The sequence below is a fragment of the Actinomadura sp. ATCC 39365 genome, from assembly GCF_054392275.1.
Window position 1 is genome coordinate 4,295,526 of the sequence record NZ_CP184335.1, and the last position, 12,323, is coordinate 4,307,848.

At 72.6% G+C, this 12,323-nt stretch carries 12 protein-coding genes; 7 read left to right on the forward strand and 5 right to left on the reverse strand.

The window, feature by feature from the left end; all coding sequences use genetic code 11:
• Positions 1-50 precede the first annotated feature (50 nt).
• The 3 genes from ACNF49_RS21230 to ACNF49_RS21240 all read right to left on the reverse strand — a co-directional run bounded on the left by ACNF49_RS21230 (position 51) and on the right by ACNF49_RS21240 (position 3,096).
• The gene (locus tag ACNF49_RS21230; RefSeq protein ID WP_482944766.1) at positions 51-950 is read right to left on the reverse strand and encodes a D-alanyl-D-alanine carboxypeptidase family protein; all 900 of its coding nucleotides are present in this window, start codon (positions 948-950) and stop codon (positions 51-53) included.
• 125 nt (positions 951-1,075) lie between these two features.
• The gene (locus ACNF49_RS21235; RefSeq protein WP_357964349.1) at positions 1,076-2,254 is read right to left on the reverse strand and encodes a glycosyltransferase family 4 protein; all 1,179 of its coding nucleotides are present in this window, start codon (positions 2,252-2,254) and stop codon (positions 1,076-1,078) included.
• Complete coding sequence (locus tag ACNF49_RS21240; RefSeq protein WP_357964347.1) at positions 2,251-3,096, reverse strand: sulfotransferase family protein; 846 nt, start codon at positions 3,094-3,096, stop codon at positions 2,251-2,253. Before ACNF49_RS21240 ends, ACNF49_RS21235 begins: the two co-directional genes overlap by 4 nt.
• Positions 3,097-3,255: 159 nt before the next feature.
• Between ACNF49_RS21240 and ACNF49_RS21245 the strand changes: the two genes are divergently transcribed.
• Entirely contained in the window at positions 3,256-4,275 is a 1,020-nt protein-coding gene (locus ACNF49_RS21245; protein ID WP_482944767.1) for a LacI family DNA-binding transcriptional regulator, read from the forward strand.
• Positions 4,276-4,314: 39 nt separating this feature from the next.
• Complete coding sequence (locus ACNF49_RS21250; RefSeq protein ID WP_482944768.1) at positions 4,315-4,959, forward strand: phosphatase PAP2 family protein; 645 nt, start codon at positions 4,315-4,317, stop codon at positions 4,957-4,959.
• On the opposite strand, the gene ACNF49_RS21255 is transcribed toward ACNF49_RS21250, so the two are convergent.
• A complete protein-coding gene (locus tag ACNF49_RS21255; protein ID WP_482945557.1) occupies positions 4,898-5,884 on the reverse strand; it encodes a LacI family DNA-binding transcriptional regulator in 987 nt (328 codons plus the stop codon). The two genes, ACNF49_RS21250 and ACNF49_RS21255, sit on opposite strands and share 62 nt — an antisense overlap.
• A 246-nt stretch (positions 5,885-6,130) precedes the next feature.
• Here ACNF49_RS21255 and ACNF49_RS21260 point away from each other — a divergent pair, with 246 nt between their 5' ends.
• The 5 genes from ACNF49_RS21260 to ACNF49_RS21280 all read left to right on the forward strand — a co-directional run bounded on the left by ACNF49_RS21260 (position 6,131) and on the right by ACNF49_RS21280 (position 11,501).
• Entirely contained in the window at positions 6,131-7,786 is a 1,656-nt protein-coding gene (locus tag ACNF49_RS21260; RefSeq protein WP_482944769.1) for a ricin-type beta-trefoil lectin domain protein, read from the forward strand.
• Positions 7,723-8,331 carry an RICIN domain-containing protein gene (locus ACNF49_RS21265; protein ID WP_482944770.1) on the forward strand — a complete coding sequence of 203 codons (609 nt, stop codon included), beginning with the start codon at positions 7,723-7,725 and terminating at the stop codon, positions 8,329-8,331. Before ACNF49_RS21260 ends, ACNF49_RS21265 begins: the two co-directional genes overlap by 64 nt.
• 78 nt (positions 8,332-8,409) lie before the next feature.
• Complete coding sequence (locus ACNF49_RS21270) at positions 8,410-9,729, forward strand: ABC transporter substrate-binding protein (protein ID WP_357964341.1); 1,320 nt, start codon at positions 8,410-8,412, stop codon at positions 9,727-9,729.
• Complete coding sequence (locus ACNF49_RS21275; RefSeq protein WP_482944771.1) at positions 9,729-10,649, forward strand: carbohydrate ABC transporter permease; 921 nt, start codon at positions 9,729-9,731, stop codon at positions 10,647-10,649. Before ACNF49_RS21270 ends, ACNF49_RS21275 begins: the two co-directional genes overlap by 1 nt.
• Before the next feature lie 24 nt (positions 10,650-10,673).
• Complete coding sequence (locus ACNF49_RS21280) at positions 10,674-11,501, forward strand: carbohydrate ABC transporter permease (RefSeq protein ID WP_482944772.1); 828 nt, start codon at positions 10,674-10,676, stop codon at positions 11,499-11,501.
• Between the two features lie 172 nt (positions 11,502-11,673).
• On the opposite strand, the gene ACNF49_RS21285 is transcribed toward ACNF49_RS21280, so the two are convergent.
• The gene (locus tag ACNF49_RS21285; RefSeq protein ID WP_482944773.1) at positions 11,674-12,318 is read right to left on the reverse strand and encodes a maleylpyruvate isomerase N-terminal domain-containing protein; all 645 of its coding nucleotides are present in this window, start codon (positions 12,316-12,318) and stop codon (positions 11,674-11,676) included.
• Positions 12,319-12,323 lie beyond the last annotated feature (5 nt).

The following is a 12,323-nucleotide window of genomic DNA, read 5'->3' on the forward strand; positions in this document are numbered from 1 at the left end:
CCCCAGGAGATGACGCCTGTCAGGTGGTGAGGAGTTGGGTGGGGGTGGGGTCAGGCGGAGGCGCGGGTGGGGGCCCAGGTGAGGAGGGCCTGGGCGGTGTCGTAGCGGCGGCTGGAGATCGACTCGCCCAGGATCACGCCCACCAGCCGGCGCCCGTCCCGATCGCCGGCGAAGGCCAGGCTGTACCCCGCCGCGCGGGTGAACCCCGTCTTCAACCCGATCACCCCCGGCTCGGCGAGCAGGCGGTTGGTGTTGCGCCAGCCGTACGCGCCGTGCTCCTCGGTCGCGGCCAGCTCGTGGTACCGGGTCCCTGCCACGCCTTCGATCAGCGGCACCTGGAGGGCCTTGGCGGCCAGTACGGCCTGGTCGCGGGCGGTGGACCAGCCGTCGCCCGCCGGTGTCGGCAGCCCGTCGGCGTTGACGTAACGGGTGTCGTTCATGCCGAGCGAGCGGGCGGTGGCGTTCATCTTGGCGACGAACCCCGGCACGCCGGGTCCGTACGTGCGGGCCAGCGCGTGGGCGGCGTCGGCGCCCGAGGGCAGCATGAGCGCGTAGAGCAGCTCGCCGACCGGCAGCCGGTCGCCGGGCCGCAGGTCGGCGGTGGTGCCGCCGCCGTCCTCGGCGTACCGCGCGTCCTGGGCGGCGATCTCCACCATGTCCGTGGGCTTGGCCGACTGCAGGACGACGTACGCCGTCATCGTCTTGGTGAGGCTGGCGATCGGCATGCGGGTGTCGGCGGCCTTGCCGAACAGGGCGGCGCCGGACCGGGCGTCCATCAGGTAGGCGGCCCGGCCATAGACGGCCGGCGCCCCGGCGTCGGCGGTGGAGGCGGCGAGGGAGGGGGCGGCGACGGAGGGGGTGGCGGTCTGCGCGTACGCGGGCACGCCCAGCCCCGTGACCAGGGCGAAGGCGCCTGCGAACGCGGTGAGTCGAGCTTTCCGGTTACGCATGTACCCCAGGCTGCCGCCCGGTTTGGCATGCTTTTAACGATTTGAGGCAAAATCTGTGACCGAATCGTTAGAAACCTCGCCGCCACCGGCGGATCCACCAGGTAGATCTTTCCGCGCCGGGACCGTCAGCGGCCCGTCCAGAGGTTGTCCGCCACCTGTCGCCCCCGCGCCAGCCCGGAGAACAGCTCCTCCCACATCGGCATCACCACCTCCGGCCCGTACGCCCGCGACGTCGCCGCCGCCGCCTCGCCCATGCGCACCCGCAGCTCCCGGTCGCCGATCACCCGGATCAGCGCCGCGGCCAGGGCGTCCACGTCCCTGGGTGGCACCAGGACGCCGTCCACGCCGTCGGTCAGCACGTCCCGCGGCCCGGTCGGGCAGTCGAAGGCGACCACGGGCAGCGCGTGCGTCATGGCCTCGATCATCACCATGGGCAGGCCCTCGAAGCGGGAGCTGAGCGCGTAGACCGACGCCTCGGCCAGCTCCTTCTCCAGCCGCTCGGTACGGCCGGGCAGCGTCACGTGGTCGCCCAGACCGTGCTGGGCGACGAGCCCGGCGAGCTGGCTGCGGCGCGGCCCGGTGCCGAAGACGCGCAGCCGCCACTCCGGATGCACCCGTACGACCTGCGCGAACGCCTCGATGAGCAGGTCGAACCCCTTCTGCGGCACCAGCCGCCCGGCCGCCACCACGACCGGCTCGACCTGCCGGGAACGTTCCTGCTCCACGCGGTGGACGGCGTTCGGGATCACCACCACCGGCGTGTCCGGCAGCAGGCGCTGGTACTCGAGCTTGTTGGTCCTGGTCAGCACGGTCACCGCGGCGAACCTGCCGTAGTGGCGGGCGATCTCCCTGCGGATCGTGTCGGGGTAGGCGGACAGGTTCATGTGCTCCTGCGCGATCCTGACGACGTCGGCGGGGGTGCGCCGGGCGGAGATCAGGTTCAGCGCGGGCCTGGTCGTCACCAGGACGCCGCCGCTCAGGCCGGAGACGTAGTCCATCGCGGCGCGTTCGACCCGCTCGGTGAAGTAGTCGGCGGCGAACTCGCCGCGCGGCACGATCTTGCCGCGGATCCGCCGCCACGCCTTGCGGCCGACGGAGTCGGGCTGCCTGCCCTCGCGCTGGTCCACCAGCGTGGTGATGGTGATGCGGGGGTCGATCGCGAACTGCGGGGTCGTGCGCCGCCGTACCAGGCTGACCAGTTCGACGTCGTGCCCGGCCGCGGTCATCGCGTTCGCCTGGTTGACCACCGTGCGGATCGTGCCGCCCATGCCGTAGGCGTGCAGCATCAGGTAGCGGATCTTCACGCGAGGTACCCCCAGGTCCGGGCGATGGGCTTGAGGGGTTCGGGGATCTGGTCGGGGGAGGGCAGCTCGCGGGCGGGCTGGACGCTTCCGGTCCTGATCTTGTCCCGCCAGTCGCCGAGCCCCTTCTCCAGCACCTGCTGCTCGCCGTAGGAGAGCATCCGGGGCTCCCACTCCAGGCCGAGGAACGCGCAGATCTCGCGGGTGACGCGCTCGGGCTCGGCGCTCAGCTCCTCGTACCTGACGGTCAGCCCCGGCAGCGCGGCCCTGGCCTTCTGCACGGCCTTCATGTACCGCAGGGCGTCGAGGGCGGCCTCCTCGGGGGTGCGCCGGTCGGGGCTGGCCTCGTGCCAGGACGTGGCGATGGAGGCGGGGTGGCGCAGCAGGAAGACGAAGCGGGCGTCCGGCCAGCAGGCGGCGATGCGCTGGTGGGCGAAGGCGTTGGCGGGGGTCTTGTCCACGACGTACCGCTTGCCGCTGCGGACCAGCTCGCGGTGCAGCACCCGGTCCCAGAGCAGGTGTTCCAGGTCGGCCTGGTTGTGCCCGAGCGCGGCCATCGCCTTGGCGGCCAGCGGGGTGCCGAACTGCACCCGCAACCGGCGTACGTGCAGTTCGTGCGGGGCGTGCAGGTCCGGGTGGGCGTTGAGGATCGCGCGCAGGAGCGTGGAGCCGGACCGTACGGGGGACAGGAGGAAGACGGGGGATTCGAGCAGCCGGTCGGTTAGCGGATCCGCGGGCGGTCTGATCTCGGGAGCGGGCGGGGGAGAGGGCGTGTTCCCCACTCGCTCGATCTGGAATCCGGTGAACCTGACCAGCGCTTTGTTGACGTGCCGCTGCCAGTTCATGGCGAGGCAGACTACCTACCGTTCCTGGCAGTTACCTGGCAGCGGCAGGCCGCCGACCAGGGGTACCGCGGGTCGGCGGGGGTCGTTCGCGGCTCCCGCGCGGTCGCGCGGCGCGGCCCCGGGCCTGTTAGCGTTACCGCTGACAGGAGGTGAGCGGCGGTGAAATCGAAGGGCGACAGGCCGGCGGTGCTCATGGACGTGGCCGTGCTCGCCGGGGTCTCGGCCATGACGGTCTCGCGCGTGCTCAACGCGCCCGACCGGGTCCGCGCGGAGACCAGGGCCCGCGTCATGGCCGCGGTGCGCGAGCTCGACTACCGGCCCAACCAGGCCGCCCGCCAGCTCGTCACCGGCAGGTCCGGGGTGCTCGGCGTGGTCAGCATCGACACCACCCTCTACGGCCCGGCCTCCACGCTCTACTGCATCGAGCAGGCGGCCAGGCGGGCCGGCTACAACGTCAGCATCGCCAGCCTGCCCTCGCTCAGCCGCAGGTCGATGGAGGAGGGCGTGCAGCGGCTGCGCGCCCAGGCGGTCGACGGCGTGATCATCGTGGCGCCGCACGAGTCGGCCGCCGACGGCCTGCGCCACCTGCCGCCCGAGATGCCGGTGGTGGCCGTCGACGCCGGTGACGACATCCCCGTGCCGGTGGCCAAGGTCGACCAGCAGGCGGGGGCCAGGCGGGTCACCCGCCACCTGCTCAGCCTCGGCCACGAGACGGTCTGGCACGTCGCCGGCCCGGCCGACTGGCTCGACGCCAACGGCCGCATCGAGGGCTGGCGCGGCGTGCTGGAGGCCGCCGGCCGCGAGGTGCCCGAGGTGCTGCGCGGCGACTGGAGCGCCCGCTCGGGCTACCAGCTCGGCCGCCGCCTCTGCGAGAACCCCGACGTCACCGCCGTGTTCGTGGCCAACGACCAGATGGCGCTCGGCGTGCTGCGCGCGCTGCGCGAGGCCGGCCGCCGGGTGCCTGAAGACGTGAGCGTGGCCGGGTTCGACGACATCCCCGAGTCGGCCTACTTCTGGCCCCCGCTGACCACCGTGCGCCAGGACTTCGGCGAGGTCGGCAGGCACGCCTTCCACCTGCTGCTCGACTTCATGGCCGGGCACGAGCCCGAGGCGCGGCGGCTGGTCGAGCCCGAGCTCGTGGTCAGGGAGAGCACGGGAGCCAGGCCGTCCCGGGCATGACCGGCATGATCGGCGGGCAGGTGTAGGGCCGTCGCGGAGGTGATCGGCTGGATGATGCTGCTCGAACGTTTCGACGCCTGGGACAAACGGGCCTTCGACCGGGTCGCGCGCTCCGACCTGCCCGTGCTCGACGCCCTGCTGCCGCATCTGTCGTCGGCGGCCGACAACTCGGTCCTGTGGGGGCTGGTCGCGGGCCTGCTGATGATGACGGGCCGGCCGCGGCTGCAGCGGGCGGGTGTGCGCGGGCTGCTGGCGATCTCGCTGGCCAGCCCGCTGACCAGCATGGTCGTCAAGCAGGCGATCCGCAGGCCGCGGCCGCTCACGGACCTCATCCCGGTGATCCGGCGCCGCCGGGTGCCGGCGTCCTCCTCGCTGCCGTCGGGGCACAGCGCGTCCGCGGTCGCCTTCGCGGTGGCCGTCGCCAGGGACGCGCCGCTGCCGGTCGCCACCTCGGTCACGCTGCTCGCCGCCGCGGTGGCCGCCTCCCGCGTGTACGTGGGCGCCCACTACCCGGGCGACGTGCTGGCCGGGATCGCCGTCGGGGCGGCGGCGGGCTGGAGCGCCCGGGGCTGCGGACGCCGGCTGTACCGCACGCTGGCCGCGTACGCCGCGCCGCAGGAGGTCAGGCCGGGCCGCTGCTGGCGCGGACGATCAGGGTCGAGCGCAGCAACTGCAGGGAGTTGACCGGCGGGCGGCCCTCGTCCAGGGCGCGCAGCAGGAGCTCGATGGCCTGCCTGGTCATCTCCCTGCTCGGGACGGCGACCGTGGTGAGCGCGGGGTGCGTCACCCGTACCTCGTCGATGTCGTCGTGGCCGACCACCGACAGGTCGCCGGGGACCGAGCGGCCGCCGAGCCGGGCCGCCTCCAGCGCGCCCAGCGCGAGGATGTCGTGGGTGCAGAACACCGCGGTCACGCCGGGGTCGGCGGCCAGGGCCGCGGTGGCGGCGGTGAAGCCGCCCATCGCCGTCGGCTCCGGCGCGGTGAAGACGGCCGCGGCCGGGACGTCGAGGCCGTCGCGGGCGAACGCGCGCCGGAACCCCTGGACGCGCAGCGCGTGCGGCGCGCTGCTCAGCACCGCGACCCGCTCGTGGCCCAGCTCGCGCAGGTGCCGTCCGGCCAGGTAGCCGGCCTGCTCGTAGTCGATCGTGACGACGGGCAGGGTGTCGGGCACCTCGCTCTCCCACGCGCACAGCGCCACGGGGAAACGCGCGTCGGCCAGCAGGGGCAGGTGCTCGGTCAGGCCGTTGTCGCCGGCGATCAGCAGGGCGTCGACCGAGCGGCTGGTCAGGCCGGTGATGTGCCGGCGGGCCCGGTCGCCGTCGAGGCGGGTGGTGCACAGCAGCAGGTGGTAGCCGTGCTCCTCCAGGACGTTCTCGGCCTCCTCGACCACGGCCGAGTAGAACGAGCTGGCCACCGTCGGCACGAACAGGCCGACGGTCATGGTGGTGCCGGTGGCCAGGGAGCGGGCGACCAGGTTGGGGGTGTAGCCGAGCTCGGCGATGGCCGCGCGCACCCTGGCCTCGGTCTCGGGGCGCACGCGTACGCGGCCGGTGACCACGTTGGAGACGGTCTGCTTGGTGACCCCGGCCCGCTCGGCCACGTCCTGCATCGTGACCACACGGCCTCCAAAGGGGTTTGACCGGTCCAATGACGTCGCCCCGAAACGTAGCCGCCCGCCTCTGATCTCGTCAACCATTGTGCGCATTACGTGCCGTTTGACCGGACAACAGAGCAAGAATGCGAATTCGGGCCTTGTTTGAGCGGTCAAATCTGGCGTATGGTCCGGCCACGCGGTTCCGGCTCGTGGTTCCCCAAGGGCCGCCAGATGTGGCGTGCCCGACAGAAAGGAGCACCCGTGTCCCCCCATCGCAACGTGCTCACCGCCGCCGCCGCGGCCCTGACGCTGGTCCTGGGCGGCTCCCTGGCCGTCCCGCCCGCGTCGGCCGCACCGCCCGACGCCACCTACACGATCACCGTCGGCTCCACCGGCCGCTACGCCCATCCCACCGACACCCCGGCGGCCACCTACATCGACAAGGACGGCACCTTCTACTTCCAGCAGTCGGCCGCCCTCTACGGCGCCTCCGACCCCCGCTACTGGGACTTCTTCACCGGCACCAACTTCGAGACCGCCACCCGCTCGGCCGCGATCAGCGACGCGGTCAACCCGGCCAACTCCGCCGACCGCAACAACGACACGACCTGGCGCTGCAACAACAGCCCGACCGGCGTCGAGGCGACCCCCGCCGGCGCCGGCTCGGGGTACGCCCACAAGAACTACTGCGACCTGGTCGGCGTCTGGGTGGACCCCGACACCGGCGACTGGTACGGCCTGGTGCACAACGAGTTCACCCCCCAGCCCTTCGGCGACGGCCTGCACTACGACTCGCTCGACTACGCCGTCTCCCGCAACCAGGGCCGGGTGTGGACCATCCTCGGCCACGCGATCACCTCGCCGTACAGCACGAAGCGCAACGACGGCGCGGCCTTCCCCAACCAGACCTACGACTACGGCGACGGCGACCCGCGCCTGTTCGCCGACCCGGTCTCGGGCTACTTCTACGTCTACTACGGCTCGCGGATCATCCCGAAGGGCGGCGTGGGCGGCGGCAACGGCGGCCTGGCCCACGTGGCGCGGGCGCCGATGTCGGCCAAGATGGCGACCGGCTCGTGGACCAAGTGGTACGACGGCTCCTGGTCGCAGCCCGGCGTGGGCGGCAAGGAGAGCAACATGGTCCCGGTCACCGCCGCGAACCCCCGGGGCTACACGCCCGTGAGCGGCGACTACGACCCGGCCAACACCGGCACGGTCGACCAGCAGATCGCCGCCGGGGAGCTGCCGCCGAAGTCCGACCTGTTCATCATGAACATCGCCTACGACGCACACCTCGGCCTGTACCTCGGCGAGCCCGAGGTCGTCTCCGGCCGTCAGCCGCAGCGCCTCTACGTCACCGACGACCTGTCGGCCCAGCGATGGCGCCTGATCGGCGACACCGGGAGCTACGTCTCCGGCTCCTGGTACCGCTGGTTCCTCGACGACGTCAGCAGGACCGGCTCGGCCGTCGTCGGCAGGACGTTCCGCTCGTACTGCTCGATCGAGTGCGCGACCTCCAGCGGCGAGTACGCGAACCTCACCGTCACCTCCTCCGCGCCCGCCCCCGCCCCGGCGGACCCGGCCAGGACCTACCGGATCGGCACCGGGGCGGGCCGCGTCCTGGCCCAGGTCTCCGGCGGCCCGGCGACCACCTCCACCGCCGCCCCGACCGGCTCGCCCCTGGAGAACTGGACGTTCACTCCCAACGGCGACGGCTCCTACCGCATCGCCAACGCCTCGACCGGCGGGCTGCTCGGCGTGGACGCGGCCACGACGGCCGGCCGCGCCTGGGGGCGAAGCCGGCCGTCACCGCCCCCGGCGCCGGCGGGCCCACCGCGGGCCAGCAGTGGTTCGTGGTGCCGGGCGGCAGCGGCCACCGGCTGGTCAACCGCTACAGCGGCCTCGCGCTCGCCCTGACGGCGGACGCGGCCCGACCGGCCGAGACCACCCCCGTACGCCACTGGAGCGACACCTCCGGCGGGACGGTGGGCGGCCACCGCACGGCCGCCGAGCAGACCCTGACGCTGACCGACACCGGCGCCTCGGGCGGCGACCTGAGCGGCACCCACACCCTCACCGCCGCCGGCAAGGCCCTGGACGACCCCGACCACTCCACCACCCCGGGCACCCAGCTCATCACCTGGACCCCCAACTCCGGCGCCAACCAGCGCTGGGTCTTCACCCGCCAGTCCGACGGCTCCTACCAGATCGCCAACGGCCTGTCCAAGCTCTGCGCGGACGTCAGCGGCGGCTCGACCGCCGCCGGCGCCAAGATCATCCAATGGACGTGCACCGGCGCCGCGAACCAGCGCTGGCAGGTCACCCCCGCCTCCGCGGGTGGCTACCGGATCGCCTCGCAGAAGAGCGGGCTGCTGCTCACCACGGCCTCCACCGCCGACGGCGCCCTCGTCACCCAGCAGGCCGACACCGGCTCGGCGCTGCAGCGCTGGACCGTCGGCTGACCATCCTCCGGCGGGGCCCCGTCCGGGCCCCGCCGGACCGATCACCCCCGAACCTCACACGACAGGCGGTGCCGCTCGATGAGCTCATCCCGATCCCTCCCCATCCGCAGAGCGTTCGCCGGGCTCGCCGCCGGCACGCTGGCTCTCGGCCTGGTCACCGCCTGCGGCGGCGGCGCCCAGGACGCGGCCGGCAAGGAGCTCGTCTACTGGTCGATGTGGAAGCAGGGCGAGCCCCAGCAGGTGGCCCTGCAGGCCGCGATCACCCGCTTCACCCGGGCCACCGGCATCAAGGTCAGGGTCGAGTGGGCCGGCCGCGACGTGGTCAAGCAGAAACTGCCCGCCGCGCTCACCACGTCCAAGGTGCCGGACGTGGTGGACCAGTCCGACGACACGATCCGGCCGTTCATGGTGACCCCGGGCGTGGCGCGGGGGCTGGCCAAGGTGTACGAGGCCGACGTGCCCGGCGAGGCGGGCAAGAAGGTCAAGGACGTCATCCCGGCCAAGTACTCGCAGAGCCCGGCGTTGCGGCTGCCGGACGGGCAGCCGTACATGGTGCCCTACAGCGTGGCCGGCATCGGCCTGTTCTACGACGCCGCCACCCTCACCGAGACGCCGCCGACGGACTGGAACGCGTTCCTGGCGCTGCTCGGCAGGCTCAAGGCCGGCGGCCGGACGGCCCCGCTCACCGCCGACGGCGAACAGTACTGGTCCGACTCCTACTGGATGAACTACTACCTCTACCGGACGATCGGCGCGGACGGCCTCAAGGCCATCGCCGAGGACAAAACCGGACAGGCGTGGAAGAAACCCGAGGTGCTGGCCGCCGCCCGGCAGATCGAACGGTTCGCCAAGGAGGGCTACCTGCTCAAGGGGTACGACGCCGGCAAATACCCCGAGCAGCAGAAGAACTGGGCCCAGGGCCGGGCCGCGTTCATGATCATGGGTTCCTGGCTGCCCAGCGAGGTCGGCTCGTACGCCAGGGCCGGGTTCAAGCCCGCCTCCATGCCCTTCCCCGAGGTCGGCGGGCCGGCCAAGGGCGAGGAGGTCGTGCAGTTCGGCTTCGCGATGCCGGCCAAGGCCAGGAACGTCGAGGCCGGCGAGCGGTTCATCGCGTACCTGACGACCAGGGAATTCGCCGACGACCTGGCCAGGACCGCCTCCGTGCTCTCACCGCGCGCGGACGCGTTCGTGCCCGAGGCCCTGGCGGGGGTGAAGAGGCAGCTCGACAGCGTGCCCGAGACCTACCCGTTCGCGGCCGGGCTGAGCGTGCCGGGCTGGACCGACAAGGTCTACTACCCGACGGTGGGCGAGCTGTTCAACGGCCGGCTCACCGCGCAGGGGTTCGTGGACAAGATCACCGCGGTTCAGGCCGGCTTCTGGAAGAACCAGGGCAGCTGATGGCGGCCGAACCCGAGACGCGGCCCGGTCCGGCCGTACGGGCCCGGCAGCGGGCCTTCGTCCCCATGGTCGGGCCGGCCCTCGCGCTGCTGGCCGTCTTCGTCCTCGGCCCGGCCTGCCACGCGGTGTGGATCAGCCTCCAGCAGACCGCCGGGTACGGCGATTCGCGCTTCGTCGGCCTGCGCAACTACGCCCGCCTGCTGGGCGACCCGGTCTTCCACACCGCGCTGCTCAACACCCTGAAGCTGCTGGTCGTCGGCGGCGGCGTGACGTTCGCCGCCGGGTTCGCGCTCACGATGGTGCTCAGGGAGATGCGCGGGCGGCTGGTCGCGCGCAACATCCTGTTCTTCCCCAACATCGTCAGCGCGCTGGTGCCGGCCATCGTGGCGGGGTTCCTGTTCAACCCCGACGGGCTGGTCAACACCGTGCTGAGGGGCGTCTTCGGGGTGAGCGACCCGCCCAAGTGGCTGGCCGTGGACAACACGTTCACGCTCATCATGATCGTGGCGATCTGGGCGGCCGTCGGGTACTACACCACGATCATCATGGCCGCCGTCGACCGCATCCCCGCCTCCTTCTACGAGGACTGCGCGCTGCTCGGGGCCACGTCATGGCAGCGGCTGCGGCACGTCACGATCCCGCTGACCTGGGACGTGCTCAGCGTCTGCGCGCTGCTGTGGACCATCAGCTCGATCAAGGTGTTCGAGCTGGTGCTGGTGTTCGGCGGCGGCACCGCGGGCACCCCGCCGAGCAGCACCTGGACCGTCGCCCTCTACAGCTACGCGGCCACGTACGGCGGCTCCGGCTCGCCGCCCGAGCTGGGGATGACCGCCGCCAGCGCGCTGTTCAGCCTGCTGATCGCGGCGGCCGTGGTGCTCCTGCTGCGGCGGGCGCTCGACCGTGAAGCCGTCCGGTTCTGAAGGGGCCCGACCATGAGACCGACCATGCGAACGACGAGGCTCGCGCCCATGAAGGCGGCCGTGTGGGCGGTCGTCGCCGCCGACGTGGCGCTGCTGGCGTGGGTGCTGATCACATCGCTGAAGAGCACCCGCGACGTGTTCGACCATCCGTGGCGGCTGCCGATCCCGCCGACGCTGGACAACTACCTGACCGCGCTGGAGGTCGGGAACTTCGGCCGGGCCGCGGTCAACAGCGCGGTCGTCGGCGTGCTGTCCTCGGTGCTGGCCGTGGTGGTCGCCGCGCCGGCCGCGTACGCGCTGACCCGGACGGCGAACCGCGCGGGACGGCCGCTGACGCTGCTGTTCGCGCTCGGGACCGGCGTGCCCACGCAGGTCATCCTGCTGCCGATCTTCCTCATGCTGAACAGCCTGGAGCTCACCTCCACCCTGACCGGCCTCACCCTGGCCTACGTCGGCACGGCCATGCCGTTCACCGTCTTCCTGCTGACCGGCTTCTTCCGGTCGCTGCCCGGCGAACTGGAGGAGGCCGCCGCGCTGGACGGCGCCGGGGTGTGGCGGACGTTCCTGCGCATCGTGGTGCCGGTCGCCCGGCCGGGGCTGGTCACCGTGTTCGTGCTGCAGCTCATCGTCTCCTGGAACGAGACCATGCTCGCCCTGGTGCTGATGCAGGACGACGAGAAGGAGACGCTCCCGGTGGCGCTGATCGGCTTCGCCCAGCAGCAGCAGTACACCGGCACCAACTGGGGTGGCATGTTCGCCGGCGTCTGCGTGGTCGTGCTGCCCATGGTGGTGCTCTTCGCCTGGGTCGGACGCCGCGTCACCGAAGGCATCACCCTGGGGATGGGGAAATGACGACGCCCCTCCGCCGCACCGCGATGGAGGCCGCCGCCGCGCTGCTGGAGGCCGGCAGGCCCGCCGAGTGCCTGGCCGTCCTGGACGCCCTGCCCGCGACAGGCCGGGTGTCCTGCTCCGAGCCCGTCCGGCAGAGACGTGGTCGCGTCTCTGACCACCTGCTCCGCGGTGCTCAGCCCAGCAGCGGGAAGCGGTCGTCGGCGGACGGGAGCCGTCCGGTGGCTTCGAGCACGTACGTGGTCAGGTCGAGACGGGACGGGCGGTCATCGCCGAGCAGCCCGTCGAGGGTCTCGCCCGCCAGTTCCAGCGCCTCCCGGGCGGGCGGCCGCGCGGCCCGCAGGTCGAGGTGGTGGACGGCGGCCTCGGTCGCCAGCGTGGCCAGGAAGTCGGGGACGGCGACCACGTGGCCCTGCGTGGCGACGTGCCCCGCCGGGTCGGCCGCGAGCGCCGCCCGCACGGCGGCGGGGGCGGTGTCCTCCCACACCCGCAACACCCCGGAGGGCCAGGTGAAGGCGGAGGCGGACCTGCGCACCCACCAGGCGTGGGCGTCCGCGCCGCCCCCGCCGGTGCCGTCCGGGGCGTCCGGGACGGGCTGGAAGGAGCTCCAATAGGTGACGTGGTCCACGTCGGGCGGCCCGTCGGCGGGGGTGGCGAACGCGACGAGGGCTCGCTGGGCGTCGCACAGCACGTGGAAGAGCAGATCCACCCCGGCCCAACCGGCGCACCGGGTGGGGCTGAGCGGGTCCGTCTCCTGCACCGCGGCGGTGAACTCGCGGTAGGCGGCGGCCAGGGCGGTGCGGGCACGTTCGATGTCCATGGGGA